Raw genomic sequence first — 16986 nt, 5'->3', positions numbered from 1 at the left:
CACGTCATGAATACAATACTTCTTGTGGATGCCCAAATGGCCGGGTTAGACGACCAACGGTTGGTAGGCTTCCTTTCCCATGCTTCGGGCCCAATCCGCGCGCGTGCGCTGCCAACGATAGGCGCACGCATTACCAAGGTTCCCCTGCTCAAGGAAGAATTATTTGCCGCTGCTGCCGACCCGGCTAATTTGGCATTGACTTTCTACGCATTCGTCAAAGTTGCCTGGATTGCGGGAATGACGGTCTTAGATTACGGAACTGCCGAGGACATCGCGCGGCTCAAACAGGTTGTGAGTACATGGCCGGAGTCGGAACGAGAAGGATTCTTAGCTTACGTCAAAGACTATCGAGGTTTTGATAAGGTAATGCAACACGTCTGAATAGCAATTGCTGGAGCGTGTACTAAGTCCCAGGTCAGTGCGTGCTGATATGCACCACCGAGCGCAAACCCCTCATCGCCCTGTTGCACCACCACGCCAACCTCATCAAGGAGATGCACACGCAGCTCAAGGCCTACCAGAACTCTCCTGCCAAGCACGAGGTGTGGTTGCGCTTCCAAGGCGACACCTAGCTAATCGTGCTAGGTGGGGGCAGTGCCAAAGGCGACACCGAAGCGAAGAAAGAAGCTTAAACCACTGGAGAAACAAAAATCCCCGCCAGCAGCTGGTGGGGCTTGTTTGGATGGGTTAGTCTGCCTAAATATCTTATTTAGTAGTTTCTTGCCTGTGTTACCTTCCTTACGCTGACCCTATGAAAGCAAGTATCCCATCCCCGGACACTGCCTGCAGCGCCGCCCAACTGGCCGGAGCAAAGCGGCTGTTCCCTCTCCTGCTGCTACTCGTCGTGCCCAGCGCGGCGGCCTTCGCGCAGGCCAAACCCGCCGCACCCGCCAGTCAGCCAGCGGCCAGCGCGGCGAAGGAGGAAACCATGAAGCAGCTGCTGGACTACTCGCGGCCCGGCAGCAACCATGCCTTGCTGAGTAGCTTGGTGGGCAGCTGGACTTTTCAGGATGCGGCCCGGCCATTTGTGAAGGGCACGGTGCGCCGTACGCCGCTTTACGGAGGGCGCTTCTATACCGTCGCCATCACCGGGGGCAATCTGCAGGTGCCCGTAGCGGATGGGAAGATGGAAGAACAGAACTACCAAGGCATGCAGACCGAAGGCTACGATAACGGGCGCCGGCAATTCGTGACGACGTCCATCAACAACCACATCGGCAGCGGCATCGAAACCCAAACCGGCACCTACGACGCGGCCCGCAAAGCCTTCACCTATGAATGGGAAAGCGAACTGATTACGGGCCAGCGACAGAAAAACAAGCGCGTCCTGCGCCTCATTGACACTAGCCATTACGCGGAAGACTACTACGAAATCCGCAACGGCGCCGAAGTCAAGGTGCGGGAATTGGTGTATACCAAAACCAAAGAGGAGTAACGAGCGATGAGCTGGGGCCGGTGTTCGGCTTGCCTAAGCGGCTACACCCAGCTCATCGTGCGGGGCAGGGGCGGCGACGCCACCCAACCCGCCCCGCACGATGAGCCGCGGCAGAAACGAAAAGCCCCACCAGTAGCTGGCGGGGCTTTTTGGTAGGGCTTATCTAGTGTGAGGACTACTCGGCGCGGTGTGTTTGCGCTACATCAGCCATATAGTCTTTGAGTTGTTTGAGTTGCATGGGTTTGTAGTTGCTCAAGCGTAGACGCTTGAAACCGTCCGCGCCCATTTCTTCAAACAGGGTGCCTAACGAGGAGTTCAGGAACGAGCTGGAGAACCCAATGACATCGGTTAGGTCCAGCGTTATGGGGCCCGATTGCGAGGCCATGGCTTCTTTCAGGGCCAGCAATAACTTGTAGCCGTCGGCATTGGAAATGGTGCCGGAGGTGAGGGTGGTTACCGTCAGAACCGAGTTGGTGGGAACTGCGGTAGTCATGGGTTGGGGAGATGGTGAGAATAATAGTGCTGTAAGCTACTAGGCTGCGTTTTGGGTATACGTCCACTCTTGCAGTAGGTGCTCAACCAACGTGTGCAGGGGGCGCGCTTCCTGGGTTGCTTCGGCAGCCTCGAAGCCGTGAACCAGCCGGTTGCGGACCTGCAGCGCGGCGCGGGCTTGCTCAAATTGTTCGTAAGCCAACTCGCCTTGCGAATATAGGTAATCAAGCAAGGCTGCGGTGGACAGGCGCTCAATGGGCAAGCCTACCTGTTCAGCGTGGCGGCGGAGCATGGCCTCGAAGGCCGACCACAACATAAGGAAGGCGGCATCGGACTCACCCAACTGCAAAAGGTGGTCGGCGCGCTTGGCGCGTTCGGCCACAGCTTGCCACGATACCAGTTCATTGGTGTTGCCGGTAGGCAGGACAGGGCCTTCTTCGTCGGTGGGCACCAGCAGCAAGCGCCAGCCTGCATGCTGACGGATGGTTTCAGCGAGGGCTTGCAGGCGGTCGACCGACAAGGGTACCCCGGCTTTCTTGACTTCGATGATAAAGTGTTGCCCCTCCTTCTCGGCCAGTAAATCGGGACGGTACGGGCCCAGGTCGAAGGGAATATCCTCGGCTGCTGGGGCAGTTTTTACCACGAAGCCCTGGGCTTCGTAGCTCCGGGCCAGCTCCAGCACTTTCGTCGTCTCTTTGGTTTTCGGGTCAGTATTCATAGATAATTCTGAAGTGGTTGGGCAGTTCCGGCTTGCACCCGAACATAAACGCATTCTTGCTGCTGGGCGATGCCCTGAATGAGCAGGATAGGCAGACTGGTTAGGTCGAAGGGCTCCGTGAACAAGCGCCGGTGGCTGTCAACGTCGGTGATGAGTTCGTCGGCTGGGTAGACCACCGTTTCCAGCGCATCCTGAATGGGCTTGATGATGTTGTCGATATCAACCGGGCTGGTGTTGCAGAGGTACACCAAGGTAAGCCGAAAAGCGTCCGCATCGGAAGGGCTAGTGGTCCAGACCTGGGCGGCTTCGGCGCGCACGTAGGCTTTCCAAGGTTGTAGCCGCTTGGCTTGCAGCGAAACGGGCCGGCGCGGCAACAACAACTCAAAAATCGTGACCATTCGAGTAGGGGAGTTCCCCACGAAAGTAGGCAGTTCAGCTCGCCCACCCAGCCCGCGGTGTGACTGCGCTTCCAGGGCTACCCCCGGCTCATCGTGCGGGGCGGGGGCGGCGGCAAAGGTGATGCCACCCCACCCGCCGGCCGCTAAGCCGCGAGAGAAATAGAAAGCCCCGCCAGCTGCTGGCGGGGCTTTCTATTTCTCCCTTTGGGTGAGCGTATGGGGCCCGGTGTTTACTGTGGCGCACGAATGGTGGTCCAGTACTCTTCTTTCACGTCATCGTCGATAAGGATGGTTACCCGTTCATAATGCGCGTCGCCCCCACGCTTCTTGGGTCCGGACACCCAGTATTCCTCATTGGTAGCAATGTCGAAAAAGTTGCCTTTGATGCTCGCACTCCCGCCCCGCTGTAGGACCTTGTCTTGGTAGTAAACCGTTTGCATCGTGCGCGAGAACGTGACCCGGCCGATATGTGCTTCGCCCGTTTCTTTGTTCTCGATGTATATAATCCGCGTTTTCATAGCGCATATTACCAAGCCGCGAGTGAAACAAAAAGCCCCGCCAGTAGCTGGCGAGGCTTTTTGTAATATCTGCATTTCGGCAAGAAGCCTAAAATGATGGTAGAAATATCACCGGTTTCCAGAACCTGCTGAGCGCCCGCCCGCTTGGTTATTCCGGTTCGTACGGAGCGTATTCTCCCGGCAAGTAGGTGCGGACGCTGTCGCGGCGCAGCAGCACGAAGCGCGAGGGATGGTATTCGATGCGATAGAGCCGGGAAATGGTATCGGTGTAGGACCGTTGATGGCTGCGGCGGAAGGCGTAGGTGGAGCGTCCCGTTGTGGTTCGCACCGTCGAGTCGTTGAGCACGAAGCCGCGGGTGTTCTCTCCCTGATGAAAAAACCGGTCATCTGTCCACGACGTCTCGCCGCCCCCGGACAAGTAGAGGTTGGCTGGTCGGGATAGCCAATGACCAAAAACAAGCCGCCGAACTCATCCGCTTGCGCGTACACCACCTGGTGGCAGCTGGCCCGAGCGCTGCGCAGCAAGCGCCGCACTTGTCCGCAGTAGTACGCGCCGCCATAGGTATTGAGGGCGGTACTGTCGTCGAGCATGCCGCCAATGAAGTGGGCCCCGTGCAGCAGGCGCTGCTGGTGGGCAAACGGGAGGCGCAGGCTGTCCACCTCAAAGGAAAACCCTTCACGGTTCACTTCTCGAATAAAATCGAAGGTATCGCGCGGAGCAACCGCTGGCCCGCGTGACAGGCAGTGCTGCGCGGCTTGGGGAGCAGAATGGCAGCCGCCCAGCAGAGCCAGACTTATCAAGCATCCGCTGGCTCTCGCGGAAACAAACGAAGGGGAAAACATGGGCCTTTTGTGGAAGCCGGTTGCGAGGCTTTTGGACAAAGATTCACTTCCTTTCGGTAATGCCCACCCAGCCCGCGGTGTGACTGCGCTTCCAGGGCTACCCCCGGCTCATCGTGCGGGGCGGGGGCAGCACAGGCGACGCCACCCCACCCGCCGGCCTCTAAGCAGCTGAGGAAACAAAAAGCCCCGCCAGTAGCTGGCGGGGCTTTTTTGTGTACATTTTGAAATAAGAGCTGTGTAGGAACACTAATCCTCCGAGCCTAATACAATCATTTTTGTATTAGTCCCATTGGAGCTTATGTAAGCATCAGCAGCTGCTAAAATACCAGATATTTTCTGTGTCAAACTGGCTTTGGGTATTCCAGGTTGAACAACGTATACTTCGAATTTGAGTGGGAGTTGCCCTTGAATCATACTGGTTGCTAATGCTAAGTCCCCAATTAAAAATTTATTACATGAACCATCGACTTTCGGAGGTAGGTAGGGCGTTCGTAATTTGTCTCGTCTTTTGAGCGCGTTAATTAATCCCCGTTTCGTGTCTATCCATGTCAAACATTTGACGGATTGTCCGCAAACTTCATAAACGTCACCTGACCTGTCTCCTGGAGATGCTGCGCTCGAACCCTTTATGTGGTATAAAGCAACAATCATAAAATCTCCTTCTGTCTTCAGTCCGACAAAGTCGGCAATTTCTCCAGTTCCGTGGTCATACATTAGTACATCATAGTTTTTGCTGAGAAGTTCTGTTTGAATTGTTTCATGTATTGAGTTTAGATTATTGTTAGCTGATTTTTTAATAATTCTCGTATTTTTTTCATCATAAAATTCTACAGTTATATCGGTATTGGTCGCTTTCCAATCTAATGTGGTAATTAATTCTTTGTCGTAGTTTTCGTCGGTCACAAGGATGCTGCCCATTAACTCATTGCCCATCATGTAAGAGAAATCTGTAAGAAAGAATACGATTGGTCTACTATTTAGGTATTTTGTGAAAGGTATTTTCTTGGCTTTGTCTTCAATATACATTTCGATATCATCCGGGTCTAGGATTCTATAGCCATGTTGTATCTCATATGTAAATTTGATTTCAATTCCCTCGCCATCTGTGACAGTGAATTCAACATGACTATTGCCCTTCACAGAATCGCTGATGTGTATATCAAGCTCTGCAAGTAAGAATTCTTTGGCGGGCAATCCTGATAATTTTATGAATACAGTTTGGCTGTTTATGTAAGCATCAGTGTCCCATGACGCTGAATATGCCGCAGCTGGAAATGTTTTAGTTATTATCGAACGTTGTAAGTTGTCAAATTCGCTTTTTGTATCCACGACAACTTTAGAGTCAATCTTTGCAGCAGTTGCCTTACACCAAGTCGTGAAGTCGGCAATGTTCAAATAAGTATTGCTCCATACTTTGGAAGCGCTGCTATAACCAAGCGTGACTGATTTATTTCCTTCTTTTGCGCTAGCAAACATATGGCCATTAGCAAACATTCTGCCGTCACTTCGCTTTAAAGAGCGTTGCGTTGATTTACCTGTAAGTATTCTGTAGCTCTCTCCATCGGCAACTTTTGATTGTAAACCTAAATTGAAAAATTCAACGTCATCTAGTCCGTGAAGTGTTCTGTGGATTTCATTTTTAGATATCTTTTCGTAATTTTCTGTTAAAAATTTAAGCGCTAAATAATCATATACTTCTTCTGTTTTAACAGAGGAATTAATGAATAATAATTTACTTTCTGGGTTGTAATACAGAAAATAAAAATTGTATTTTATATTTAATAATTGGTCGGATTTAATCCATTTTGGCGCATAATACTGCTTAGTTACAAATAATGTAAAATTTTCCTCCTCGTTACGGTAATGATTTATTAGCTCTTGACCAAATTCTGCAAAATCAGGTACTGCGTGTAAATTAAAAGTGCTGGACTGAAAAATTTTTGCATGGCAAAATGGCCTTAGGCTATGCTTTGGCGCAATTTCTTCTTCGTTATCGCTGTTAATTAGTAAGGTTTCGTCAAATACTTTCTTTATTGTTTGTTCCCTTCCAACGGAAGTTTCTGAAATTTGAACTATTAATTCTGCCCATGCGGCATCTTCTTTGAATAGTTTCTCATTCCCAATTTCTATATCGTTGGTGGTTGCAATAAATTTTGCGCTTCCAATATTCTCGGCGTTAGTTCTTGCAAATCTGCCTATGAATTGTAAGGTTGCGGCTAGCGACTTGTGAGGTGTGTGTACTGCTGCAATCTTCAAATTCGGGAAATCGAATCCTTCTCCGAGCATGTTTACGCATATAATACCATGTAAGTCTCCTGCTCTTAATTCTTTAATTGTTTTGTCTACAACTTTATTTGGCGTGTTGCTATCAATCCTTTTGAGCTTAAGGGAAGTGTTTTTATATATTTCCTCTAATTTTATGGCATGCAATTTTGATGACGTTCTAACCATTATGGAGTGATTGTAATGGTTTTCGCCATCTCTGTCACTATAAAATATATCAGCAGCCTTTTTTGCTATAGCTTCATCCTTGTCTTGTTCTTGAGCACTAACAGCAATGAACTCGATTTTGCCAAAAATCTGGTCTTCAATAGCTTTTGACAAAGGGTAATTGTATACTATTTTGCTATCAATATATTTCTTGTCCCTTCGGAATGGAGTCGCTGTGAAAAGTACTTTCTTCGCGGGTTGAAATAAATTCATGACGCTTTTCCAAGTATTGGCAGCGTAATGATGAGCTTCATCTATGAGGATTAAATCAAATAATTCGTGGTCTGGCGCATATTGTTTAATATTTTGGACTAATCGTGATGGGATACTAACAACTACATCGAAATCTTCTAGTTCTTTCCAATTTACTTCTGAAAGAATATTCTTTTTTGCTTCAAATACTTTAGGAGTGTCCCCATCTTCAATTGCATTTATTTTTTTTAACACCGATAAGGATGAGAAATCTTTTACAATTTGCTCTCTTACCATTCTGGTTGAGCTAAGGACTAAGACTCTTTTTGCTCTTTGCAAAAACGCTGTGGCAATAAGCACTGCTGTTTTTCCAGCTCCAGTAGGTAAAACTATGAGTGCAGAACTTTCAAATAATGTGTAATGCGCGCTGATTGCATGAATGGCTCCAAGTTGTGCGTTTCTCCATCCCTTATCTTTTTTTTTGGTTTCCTCGTCTCTATTGTCTGGTTCAGAGGAATCAATTGCTTTTGCTGCAACTGGAAACTTGAGCCTCTGATAATTTTCTTGAAAGAAAGGCATGTTTGAAAGTGGTCAGTTATGTGGAATTAAGCTAAGCAATGTAACCCTTTCTTCTCTTAATGCAACTAAAAGAGCCCCGCCAGACACTGGCGGGGCTTTTTGTTGCTTAGGCGGCGGGGCTTACTCCTTCACCAGGCGTTCGACCACGGTGCCTTCCTGTGCGTGGATGCGGACAGTGTAGACGCTGGTGGGCAGGCCGCTCAGGTGCCCGCCAACTCATCCGACTCGTGTATCCGGATGCCACCGCCATCGTCCTCGGCGGCGCGCAGCATGGCGGCGGCTACGGCCGCACCCGGCACGGCGCGGTATTTCAGCAGCGGGCCGCGCATCAGGGGAGCCAGCAGCCCCAGCACGCCGGCCCCGATGCGCTCGCCCAGGCGGGGCTTGGCCCGCTCGCCCAGCAGCAGCAAGGGCCGGAAAATGTGGATGGCCCGAAACGGCGTCTGACGCACGGCGGCTTCCATCTCGCCCTTCACGCGGCTGTAGTACACGCGGCTTTCGGCATCGGCCCCCATGCTGCTCACCACCAGCAGCTGCGAGGCAAAGTTGCCCGCCGATACCGCCGCCAGCTGCACCACGTACAGAAAATCAACCTTGAAAAAAGCCTCCTTCGAGCCGGCCTGCGCCATGGTGGTGCCCAGGCAGCAATACACGTCGTCGGCAATGAGCTTGAGGCGCACGGCTTCCAGCTTGTCCAGCTCCGTCACTACCTGCACCAGCTTGGGGTGAATGACGGGCACGGCCTTGCGGCCCACCACAATCACCTTTGTATACCGCTCCGATGCCAGCAGCAGCGGCAGTAGTTGCGAACCAATGAGGCCCGTAGCCCCGGCGAGTAAAGCTGTTTTCATGGGAATTCTACTGGACGGCGGGGGAGAAGGCGGCAACGCTTACCGTCGTTTCAGACCGAAAATTTAGCTGAAGAATTGGTAGGCCGGCAATTTGCAAAATCCGCGCTTTCAAGGCCGGGTCCGGCGGGTGGGATGGCTGGGCTACCTGTGCGTAGGGCTCCGTGGGCAGCGACCAGCTGTAGGGCTCCCACTGCCCGCTCCAGTCAAAGACGAACAGCCCGGCCTGGGCCAGGTCGCGGGCCAGGTTGAGGCTGCCCACGTAGGGTTGCTCCAGCTCCTGCGCCACCTGGGCATGTGTCACGTAGCGGGCCTGCACGGCCTCGGGCACGAAGCCGAAGCCTTCGTTGAAGAAGATGCCAACGTTGCCTTCGGCATCGGCGGCAAACCAACTGAAGTCGACGCCATGGTATTCGTTCAGAAAGGCGTTGGCTGGCTCAGAGCCAGCGTCGTCGCGGCCCATTATTTCAGCACCGTTGCTTCCGGTTCCAGCAGCACCAGCCCCTGGCGGAACAACGCGCCTAAGGCCTTCTTGAACACCTTTTTGCTCATGCCCACGCGGCAGTACACGTCCTCGGCCAAGCTCTTGTCGCCCAGGGGCAGACGCCCCCCCGGCGCGGCTTTCAGGGCCTTGAGCAGCGTATCGGTGGCCGATTCTACTTCGCCGTAGCCTTCCTTTTGCAGGCGCACATCGAGCTTGCCATCTTCCCGCACCTGGCGCAGGAAGCCGGGCAGCTGCTCGCCCAGGCGCAGGGGCCGGAACACCTCGTTGTGAAACAGCAGCCCCTGGTGCGTGCCGTTCACGATGACGGGGTAGCCCAGCTCGGTTTCGTCGGCCACGAGCAGGCGCACCTCGTCGCCGGGCTCGCCTTTGAAGGGAGTATTTTTCAGGAATTGCTTCCACTTGGCGGAGGCCACCAGGCGGTCGCTTTCCTCGTCGAGGTACACGTACACAAACACCCGCTCGCCGATGCGCAGGTCGCGCCGCTGGTTGCGGTAGGGGAGGAGCAGGTCTTTTTCGAGGCCCCACTCCAGGAAGGCACCGGCCGGGCCGTGGTCCTTCACGGTGAGGGCGGCGAAGCTGTCGACCAGGGCCAGGGGCCGCAGGTTGGTGGCAATGAGGCGGTCTTCGGAGTCGCGGTACACGAACACGCGCACGATGTCGCCCACGCGGGTGCCGGCCTCCACGTACTTTTCGGGCAGCAGCAGGTCGCCGTCGTCGGAGGTGAGGTAGAGGCCGATGCTGGTTTCGCGGGCTACTTCGAGGTCGTTGTAATCGCCGAGGAGGAGGCTGGCCATGGGATGCAGTAGTGAGGAGTGAAGAGGCAAAGGTCGGGAGAAATGCCGAGGTCTGATAGAGGTTGGGGCGGGGCAAGCCCCGCCCCAACCTCTATCAACACTGCTGCTTGGCGTAGGGCGGGAAGGGGAATTTTAACTCGAACAACATTAAGTCGGACCCCAACTGGTTCGGTTCCGACCCCAACCAGTTCCCTGTTGCCCCCAACTAGTTGCCAAAAAAGCCCAACTGGTTTGGGCCCGACCCCAACCAGTTGCCGAAAAAGCGGAGTGAATTGCCAAAAAAGGGCAGCCAGTTTCCGAAAAAGCGGAACCGACTGCCCTTTTTGCCCCGCTGGTTGCCAACGGACCCCAACCGGTTGCCTAAAAAGCACAACCAGTTGGGGTTTGCTTATGGATTGCTGGATTTAGGTTTGGCCCTGCCCTGGCCGGCAAAGCGGGGCTCCAGCACCGTAACGGCAGCCTGGGCACCGGGCTGGTTCAGGCTGGCGGCCGTTTTGAGGGCGCTGTAGGCCACCAGCGAGGCGGTGTAGCCCTCAGACCCGGCCTCCATGCGGGTGCTGTCCACGTCGGTGGTGAAGCCGTTGAGCTCCAGGTAAAGGGGCAGCAGGTCCGCATTCACGCCCGCATCTATGGCCAGGCTGGCCACATCGAGGTACTGCGGCATGAGGGTGGGCAGGCTTTGCGCGTATTCAGCCGCCTTGCTCACGAAAGCCAGCGACTTGTCGCCCATCTTGGGCAGGGCAGCGCGCTCCTCCGGCGTGAGCGAAATGAGGTAGGGAGCCACCAGGGCGCGGGCTTCGCGAATGCTCTTGAGGGCGTCGGCGAGGACTTTGGCCGGGATGGCCTGGTTCACAAGGTTGTTCATTGGGGGTGATGGGTTGGTAGAAGCCCCACGGTAGCCGGGCCCCGCGTGCCCCGTCGCTCACCCTTGTGAGCAGCCGGTGCCGGCTCACAAGATAAACGGAACAGTAAGAAAAGAAAGCGAGCCGTTGGCAAAGTGCGCAAATGAGGGCCCGTTTCCCCGTCCGACGGTGGAACTGTCGGACTGGCCCAGCCCATACGCCAACCTGCGCAGCGCTTCGATTACTATTAATTCTTAAGTCAAAGAAGCCCTCGATGCCTAATGAAGAACGCTTTTTCGGGTTTTTTTAACTGATTTTACAAAGGCCTGAAACCTTGTACATGAGCCGGAAGAATGGTTTTAGGACCAGCGGGGAGTAAACTGGACGACAACCTTGTGCCCTGCGTAGGGTATAGTTAGGAGCCCCGGTGTGTGGTCCCGTACCGGGCAATAGACTCTTTTGGACCTTATCTATCACCCAAAACCTCACTCTATGAGACGTATTCTAACCCCCCTGCTGGCGCTGGTTGTGGCGCTGCTGGCGGCTTCGCCCGGCCAAGCCCAAACCGCCGACCGCAAAACCGCCATCAGCCTTTTCGGCAGCGCCTACCAGTACAAAGGCAGCCTCGGCGAAGACTTCTGGAAGTGGGACCGCAACTACTACGGCCCCGGCATTGGCATCAACCGCTACCTGACCAAGGGCCTCGACCTGGGCCTGCAAGGCAGCTACGTGGAGCTGAAAGGCACCCAAAGCCCCGCCACGTTCTTTAATACCAACGTGGTGAACGTGAACCTGGCCCTGAAGCTGAAACTCAACAACGGCTGGGCCCTGAAGGAAGACGCCTTCGTGCAGCCCTACCTGCTGGCCGCACCCGGCTACGTGTACATGAGCCGCGAAGGCCAGGTGCGCGGCACCAACGTGAACGAGAACAAGTCGTACGTTGACCTCTTCGGGGCGGCCGGCCTCAACTTCCGCATCACCGACGGCATCGGGCTGTTTGTGCAAACCGGCCAGCACATTCCCCTCAATGCCAACATCGACGGCGAGCCCAACCGCGACTCCGACAAGTTCGACGACCGGTACCTGCAACACACCGTGGGCGTCACCTTCGCCTTCGGCAAGCCCAAGGATACCGACCAGGACGGCGTGCCCGACCGCAAGGACAAGTGCCCCAACACCCCCGCTGGCGTGGCCGTGGACCCCAACGGCTGCCCGCTGGACAAAGACGCCGATGGCGTGCCCGACTACCAGGACAAGTGCCCCGATGAGAAAGGTACTGCCGCCCTGGAAGGCTGCCCCGACCGCGACGGCGACGGCGTGCGCGACGGCGACGACGCCTGCCCCGACCAGGCCGGCAAGCCTGAGTTGAAAGGCTGCCCCGACGCCGACAACGACGGCATCCCCGACAACGTGGACAAGTGCCCCGGCACGCCCGCCGGCACCAAGGTGGACGCCACGGGCTGCCCCGCCGTGGTTGATGAGGACGCCGACGGCGTAATCGATACCCGCGACCGCTGCCCCGGCACGCCCGCCGGCACCCGCGTCGATTCAGTGGGTTGCCCCCTGGCCATCGACCCGGCCGTGCAGAAGCTGCAAGTGCCCATCGGCTTCCGCACCAACAGCACCATCATCGAGCGCCGCTCGTACCCCACGGCCAACCGGATTGCGGATGCCATGAAAACGCACCCCGACTACCAGCTGCGCATCATCGGCCACGCCGACAGCCGCGGAACCGAGGAGTATAACCAGGACCTCTCGCTGCGCCGTGCCGAGGCCGTGAAACGCTACTTCACCAATAAAGGCGTCGAGCCTGCCCGCATCATCACCGAGGGCCGGGGCGAAGCTGAGCCAGTAGCCCCGAACACCACCAAAACCGGTCAGGGGCGCAACCGCCGCGTCGAGTTCCGGTTCGAGTTCGTGCCCACTACCACGCCCATTCCATAGCCCGCCCCAAGTACCCCGAAGCTAGGCTTCGGCCCTTGTTGCGCCCAATGGCACGAGTACCCCGAATTTCCAATTCGGCCCGCGTTGAGTAAATAATTTCAACGCAAGCCGAATTAGAAATTCGGGGGACAAGTTCTGAAAAAGCGCCCCACCATATTGGTAGGGCGCTTTTTTATTGCTGGAAAGTCAGCGGGCAAGCTGGTTTACCGCACCGCTACGACTACCCCCGCTTCCTCCAGCAGCGCCAGCACCTGCCGCTCCACCAGGTCGCGCACCAGTCGGAACTCGGCCGGCTCCAAGTGCTTGGGGTCGGAAATCTGCCAGTCGCGGCGGTGCCGGGCGGCGATGAACGGGCAGGCATCCCCGCAGCCCATGGTCACCACGTAGTCGAATGCGTGGTCGCGCACCGCATCCAGCGACTCGCTGGCGTGGGCAGTCAGGTCGTAGCCGCGCTCAGCCATTGCGGCAATGGCTTTGGGGTTGATGACGCCCGAGGGACGCGAGCCGGCGCTGTAGGCCGCCACCTGGGCCCCGCCATGCATGGTGGCAAAGGCCTGCGCCATCTGGCTCCGGTTGGCGTTTTCGATGCAGACAAAGAGAAAGGTTTTCATGGGCTATATGAGCAGTTTGGAGTAGCAAAAGATGGCCAACGCCGAGCAAGGCAAGCCAGGTGTGAAGAAAGCAGGCCACGCTAGAGAAGGCCCGTCATCCAAAGCAATTCTCAGCACGACGGGTGGCATTCTGCAGGAAGGGCGGCACGCTACGCAACGGGCTGCGCATTGCATAAAACCGGTTGGCAACTAAGCGGCCGGCGCTTTCAACTGCAGCAGCTTATTCACGGCCACGGCCAGCAGCGCGCCGGCCACTGGGCCCACGATGTACAGCCACCAGCCCGTCCAGACTCCGCTGAGCAGGGCCGGGGCCAGCGAGCGGGCGGGGTTCATGGAAGCCCCGCTGAGCGGGCCGCCCACCAGCGCCTCCAGGGCCACGGTGGCACTAATGGCCAGCCCCGCCAGCATGCCCGCTTCCTTCGAGCCCGAGGTGACGCGCAAAATCACCAGCATCAGCCCGAAGGAGAGGAAGGTTTCGATGCCCAGGGCCTGCCCGATGCCATGCGCCGGCAGCGTGGCGCCGAGGGACGAGCCCGGCGTGGCAATGAGCTTCACCGAGGCGCTTCCCAGCACCGCACCCAGCAGCTGGGCCGCCACGTAGGGCAGCACCCGCCGCGCCGGAAACCGCCCCGCCGCCCAGAAGCCAACCGTCACGGCCGGGTTGATGTGGGCCCCGCTGGTATCGCCCAGGCTCTGAATCAGTAGGAAAACCACCAGCCCGAAGGCCGTGGCCACGCCACCGTGGCCCAGCGCGTGGGTCTGCTCATTGACCACGGCCGCGCCGGTCCCAAAAATCAGCAGAATGGCCGTGCCCAGCACTTCGGCCAGCAGGCATTGGCGCAGGCTTAGCTGCATGGCGAAGCCAAGTCACAAGCGGCGGTTTCGGTGCCCACCACGGCACTGCGGCGCTCCAGCAGCAGGGTATCCTGCCACTGTCCGCGCAACTGGCCGATGCGTTCGCGCCGCCCCACCAGCCGGAAGCCCGCCGCTTCGTGCAGGCGCACACTGGCCACGTTTTCCGGAAAAATGCCGGCCTGCAGCGTCCAAAAACCGTTTTGCTCCGACTCAGCTACCAGCGCCGCCAGCAGCGCCCGACCCACGCCGCGCCCCCGCGCCGCTTCGGCCACGTACACGCTCACTTCGGCCACGCCCGCATACACGCAGCGCCCCGATACCGGCGAAAGCGCCGCCCAGCCCTGCACCGCCTGGTCGTCGTCAACGGCTACCAAACGGCAGGTGGGTAGGTGGCCGGCGTCCCATTCAGCCCACGCCGGAATGGCCATGGCGAAGGTGGCCGTGCCGGTGGCAATGCCCTCGGCGTAAATGGTGCTGGCGGCGGGCCAGTGCGCGGCGGTCAGCGGTAAAATGGTCATCAACGAAAAGCCGTAAGAAATGGGAAAAAGGACCTGTTGGCTGCTGCGCTACGCGGTTTGGAACCGGGCCCGTACTAAGTCATGGGTATAGGTATTTATCTGGTCGCGCACGTCCCGGAGCTGGTCCGTGGTTTCTGTCTCGTAGCCCGTAGCCCGGGCTGTGTCGGGAAAATTGTGGTGCAGGCGCCGCGCCAACAAGCAGTGAGAACAGCCGCACCCCAGCTACGGGCGTGGCCAAAACAGGATAATAGCCACGCCCAGCATGGCAATGGTTCCACCAATAACGTCCCACCTGTCGGGCCGGAAACCGTCGAAATACCGCGCCCAGATAATGGACATCACAATGAAAATGGCCCCGTACACCGCGTAGGTTTTGCCAAAGGACGTGTCCTGCCAGGTTGCCACCACGCCGTAGAGCACCAGTAGCACGGCACCGGCCACGGCCAGCCAGCCCGATTTGCCTTCGCGCAGCCATTGCCATATCAGATAGCCACCGCCTATTTCACAGAGGCCGGCCAGCACAAAAATGGCCAGTGCTTTCAGTACTATCATCGCGCATTCAAAACGGTGAAAAGCCGCGGCCCAGCCAGGCCGCGTGCAGATTGTACGGCTGCTCCCGGGCCAACGCTATTGCCGGTACCCAGAAGGCGAAAACTAGCGGCCGGGCCTACCCATGCTAGCAGCACCCGCCGCCCGGTGTGCAGCTCGCTACTTGTAGCTGCGGCAGCGCCACCAGGTGGTTGGGAATGCCGCAGGCGTCCTGCGCCAGGCAAGCCGTCTGCTTCGGCGTCAGCAGGAAATCCGTGCCGTCGAACGCCAGGCCGAACTTGCCAATTGTGGCCTGCTGGTACTCCACCTCAATCTCCAGGTCCTCGCGGCCCAGAATCTTGTCCGAGAGCTGGAGGATGTGCAGGAATTTTTGCGGGGCGAGCCGGTGGTCGTAGTCGCCTGCTTCCCAAAGCTGAAAATTGGCTACGGTTTCCCGGCGCTCCACGCCTCCGCAGTCAATAAAATGCTTGCTCACCAAGCCCACCTCCGTCACGTGGAAGTGGGCGGGTAGGTACGCCCCATCCGGCAGCTTGAAGCTGATGGCCGCTAGGTCCGGCAGGGCTGTTTTCATTTCTGCTATTGTCATGGCTTGCTTGGGTAAGAAGTTGATTGGTAATGCCGGCCACACCGGCGGGGGAGTAGGTTAGTAGCTTGCTTCAGCAGCAGTTGTTTGTATTGGGCAGCTCGGCCAGCAAGCCGCCCAGCAGCTGCCGGGCCCGGGCCCAGCCCGCCGGGTCGATGCAGTAGCACACCCGGGGTCCATCCACTTCGCCCTGCACCAGGCCGGCAGCCTTTAGCTCCTTGAGGTGCTGCGAAACGGTGCTTTGCGACAAGGGCAGCTCCAGCACCAGCTCCCCGCACACGCAGGCCTGACGCTTGGCCAGCAGCTTCAGGATGGCCACCCGCGCCGGATGCCCCAGTGCTTTAGCAATGGTGGCCAGTTGCTGCTCGGCTTCGGTAAACTGCTCGCGCTTGTGAACGGCCATGGCTTATTCGTTTATCGTAAATTTACGATTGCAAACATCGCACAGAAAATTTAAACCAACCATAATCTAGAATCTATTATCAGAATAATTATAATTAAAACTCGAAAACAAAAAATATAAAATCAGTTTCGGTTAGGGGATGGAGCGGCCGCTGATGTTCTAAAATCATCCAAATGAGTAATTTTAGAACGGTTTTAATTGATGAGGGGATATTGATGGCTGCTAACACCAAGACTTGGCCACTGCGATAGGAAATCTGGTGTTTCTGTAGAAAAGACAATTCATCTGATAACAGTATGTATCTTTCGTACGTTATCTGGCTTTCGGTTGATTTCGGAGCCAACGCTACAGAATTGTTTTACTAGATATCCTACTTACACATGAATCATTCGCTACGCCTGTTGACTTTCGTGGGGGCCTTGGGCTTATTGGCTACCAGCCAGAGCCACGCCCAAGCTGGTCCCAATGCCATTATTGCCCACGAAGGGCTGGCAACGTCCGCTGCCATCAAGCCGGATTCCGTGTTCATCAACCCCGAAGTGCGGCCCCAGTTTGTGGGGGGTGACAAAGCGTTTATGGCTTATCTGAGCAAGAACATTCGCTACCCCCAGCAGGCCCTGCAGCGCCGGGTTTCGGGCCGGGTGTACGTCAACTTCATTCTCAGCGCCCAAGGCAAGGTGCAGGATGCCCACGTCATCAGCGGCCCCGGCAGCGGGCTCAACGACGAGGCCCTGCGTCTGGTTTGGCTGATGCCACCCTGGGAGCCCGGCCGCTCCAATGGCCAGCCCGTGCGCGTGGCCTGCACCGTGCCCATCGCCTTCAATTCGGAACGATAGGGGAGCAGACAGCAGGAAAAAGCCTGCTTTCCT

At 56.5% G+C, this 16986-nt stretch carries 22 protein-coding genes; 6 read left to right on the top strand and 16 right to left on the bottom strand.

Annotated features, from left to right (window positions below; genetic code table 11):
- Nucleotides 1-6 precede the first annotated feature (6 nt).
- From J4E00_RS11865 to J4E00_RS11855, 3 genes are all read left to right on the top strand, one after another.
- Nucleotides 7-381 carry a hypothetical protein gene (locus J4E00_RS11865; protein ID WP_208175361.1) on the top strand — a complete coding sequence of 125 codons (375 nt, stop codon included), beginning with the start codon at nucleotides 7-9 and terminating at the stop codon, nucleotides 379-381.
- A gap of 41 nt (nucleotides 382-422) precedes the next feature.
- Nucleotides 423-572, top strand: coding sequence for a hypothetical protein (locus J4E00_RS11860; RefSeq protein ID WP_208175360.1), 150 nt, complete (start codon nucleotides 423-425; stop codon nucleotides 570-572).
- A 179-nt stretch (nucleotides 573-751) separates the two neighbouring features.
- Nucleotides 752-1435, top strand: coding sequence for a DUF1579 family protein (locus J4E00_RS11855; RefSeq protein ID WP_208175359.1), 684 nt, complete (start codon nucleotides 752-754; stop codon nucleotides 1433-1435).
- A gap of 175 nt (nucleotides 1436-1610) precedes the next feature.
- On the opposite strand, the gene J4E00_RS11850 is transcribed toward J4E00_RS11855, so the two are convergent.
- From J4E00_RS11850 to J4E00_RS11830, 5 genes are all read right to left on the bottom strand, one after another.
- On the bottom strand, nucleotides 1611-1928 hold the full coding sequence (locus tag J4E00_RS11850) for an STAS-like domain-containing protein (protein WP_208175358.1): 318 nt from the start codon (nucleotides 1926-1928) through the stop codon (nucleotides 1611-1613).
- Between the two features lie 39 nt (nucleotides 1929-1967).
- Complete coding sequence (locus J4E00_RS11845) at nucleotides 1968-2645, bottom strand: hypothetical protein (protein ID WP_208175357.1); 678 nt, start codon at nucleotides 2643-2645, stop codon at nucleotides 1968-1970.
- Nucleotides 2642-3043, bottom strand: a complete 402-nt coding sequence (locus J4E00_RS11840; RefSeq protein WP_208175356.1) for a RusA family crossover junction endodeoxyribonuclease — start codon at nucleotides 3041-3043, stop codon at nucleotides 2642-2644. Before J4E00_RS11840 ends, J4E00_RS11845 begins: the two co-directional genes overlap by 4 nt.
- A 230-nt stretch (nucleotides 3044-3273) precedes the next feature.
- Nucleotides 3274-3483 carry a hypothetical protein gene (locus J4E00_RS11835; protein WP_208175355.1) on the bottom strand — a complete coding sequence of 70 codons (210 nt, stop codon included), beginning with the start codon at nucleotides 3481-3483 and terminating at the stop codon, nucleotides 3274-3276.
- A gap of 226 nt (nucleotides 3484-3709) precedes the next feature.
- Complete coding sequence (locus tag J4E00_RS11830) at nucleotides 3710-3907, bottom strand: hypothetical protein (protein ID WP_208175354.1); 198 nt, start codon at nucleotides 3905-3907, stop codon at nucleotides 3710-3712.
- 131 nt (nucleotides 3908-4038) lie between these two features.
- On the opposite strand from J4E00_RS11830, the gene J4E00_RS11825 reads away from it, so the two are divergent.
- Entirely contained in the window at nucleotides 4039-4299 is a 261-nt protein-coding gene (locus J4E00_RS11825) for a hypothetical protein (RefSeq protein WP_208175353.1), read from the top strand.
- Between the two features lie 351 nt (nucleotides 4300-4650).
- Here J4E00_RS11825 and J4E00_RS11820 read toward each other — a convergent pair whose 3' ends face one another.
- The 5 genes from J4E00_RS11820 to J4E00_RS11800 form a co-directional block, all read right to left on the bottom strand.
- On the bottom strand, nucleotides 4651-7665 hold the full coding sequence (locus J4E00_RS11820; RefSeq protein ID WP_208175352.1) for a DEAD/DEAH box helicase: 3015 nt from the start codon (nucleotides 7663-7665) through the stop codon (nucleotides 4651-4653).
- A gap of 200 nt (nucleotides 7666-7865) precedes the next feature.
- Nucleotides 7866-8516 carry an NAD-dependent epimerase/dehydratase family protein gene (locus J4E00_RS11815; RefSeq protein ID WP_213017941.1) on the bottom strand — a complete coding sequence of 217 codons (651 nt, stop codon included), beginning with the start codon at nucleotides 8514-8516 and terminating at the stop codon, nucleotides 7866-7868.
- Nucleotides 8517-8523: 7 nt separating this feature from the next.
- Nucleotides 8524-8976 carry a hypothetical protein gene (locus J4E00_RS11810; RefSeq protein WP_208175351.1) on the bottom strand — a complete coding sequence of 151 codons (453 nt, stop codon included), beginning with the start codon at nucleotides 8974-8976 and terminating at the stop codon, nucleotides 8524-8526.
- A complete protein-coding gene (locus J4E00_RS11805; protein ID WP_208175350.1) occupies nucleotides 8976-9812 on the bottom strand; it encodes a S1 RNA-binding domain-containing protein in 837 nt (278 codons plus the stop codon). Before J4E00_RS11805 ends, J4E00_RS11810 begins: the two co-directional genes overlap by 1 nt.
- Nucleotides 9813-10200: 388 nt before the next feature.
- A complete protein-coding gene (locus tag J4E00_RS11800; protein ID WP_208175349.1) occupies nucleotides 10201-10677 on the bottom strand; it encodes a hypothetical protein in 477 nt (158 codons plus the stop codon).
- A 469-nt stretch (nucleotides 10678-11146) separates the two neighbouring features.
- On the opposite strand from J4E00_RS11800, the gene J4E00_RS30000 reads away from it, so the two are divergent.
- Nucleotides 11147-12598 carry an OmpA family protein gene (locus J4E00_RS30000; RefSeq protein ID WP_208175348.1) on the top strand — a complete coding sequence of 484 codons (1452 nt, stop codon included), beginning with the start codon at nucleotides 11147-11149 and terminating at the stop codon, nucleotides 12596-12598.
- 203 nt (nucleotides 12599-12801) lie between these two features.
- Here J4E00_RS30000 and J4E00_RS11790 read toward each other — a convergent pair whose 3' ends face one another.
- The 6 genes from J4E00_RS11790 to J4E00_RS11765 form a co-directional block, all read right to left on the bottom strand.
- Nucleotides 12802-13209: an arsenate reductase ArsC gene (locus J4E00_RS11790; protein WP_208175347.1), complete on the bottom strand. Its 408-nt coding sequence runs from the start codon at nucleotides 13207-13209 to the stop codon at nucleotides 12802-12804.
- A gap of 189 nt (nucleotides 13210-13398) precedes the next feature.
- Nucleotides 13399-14064, bottom strand: a complete 666-nt coding sequence (locus tag J4E00_RS11785) for an MIP/aquaporin family protein (RefSeq protein WP_208175346.1) — start codon at nucleotides 14062-14064, stop codon at nucleotides 13399-13401.
- Nucleotides 14055-14582, bottom strand: a complete 528-nt coding sequence (locus tag J4E00_RS11780; RefSeq protein WP_208175481.1) for a GNAT family N-acetyltransferase — start codon at nucleotides 14580-14582, stop codon at nucleotides 14055-14057. Before J4E00_RS11780 ends, J4E00_RS11785 begins: the two co-directional genes overlap by 10 nt.
- Nucleotides 14583-14804: 222 nt before the next feature.
- A complete protein-coding gene (locus tag J4E00_RS11775; RefSeq protein WP_208175345.1) occupies nucleotides 14805-15134 on the bottom strand; it encodes a YnfA family protein in 330 nt (109 codons plus the stop codon).
- A gap of 124 nt (nucleotides 15135-15258) precedes the next feature.
- Nucleotides 15259-15717 carry a DUF6428 family protein gene (locus J4E00_RS11770; RefSeq protein WP_208175344.1) on the bottom strand — a complete coding sequence of 153 codons (459 nt, stop codon included), beginning with the start codon at nucleotides 15715-15717 and terminating at the stop codon, nucleotides 15259-15261.
- 70 nt (nucleotides 15718-15787) lie between these two features.
- The gene (locus J4E00_RS11765; RefSeq protein ID WP_208175343.1) at nucleotides 15788-16117 is read right to left on the bottom strand and encodes an ArsR/SmtB family transcription factor; all 330 of its coding nucleotides are present in this window, start codon (nucleotides 16115-16117) and stop codon (nucleotides 15788-15790) included.
- Between the two features lie 380 nt (nucleotides 16118-16497).
- Here J4E00_RS11765 and J4E00_RS11760 point away from each other — a divergent pair, with 380 nt between their 5' ends.
- On the top strand, nucleotides 16498-16953 hold the full coding sequence (locus tag J4E00_RS11760; RefSeq protein WP_208175342.1) for an energy transducer TonB: 456 nt from the start codon (nucleotides 16498-16500) through the stop codon (nucleotides 16951-16953).
- Nucleotides 16954-16986 lie beyond the last annotated feature (33 nt).

The organism is Hymenobacter negativus (assembly GCF_017571495.1).
GTDB classification, from domain to species: Bacteria; Bacteroidota; Bacteroidia; order Cytophagales; family Hymenobacteraceae; genus Hymenobacter; species Hymenobacter negativus.
Note: the sequence above shows the minus strand (reverse complement) of the source record. Positions and strands in the feature narration are given on the sequence as shown.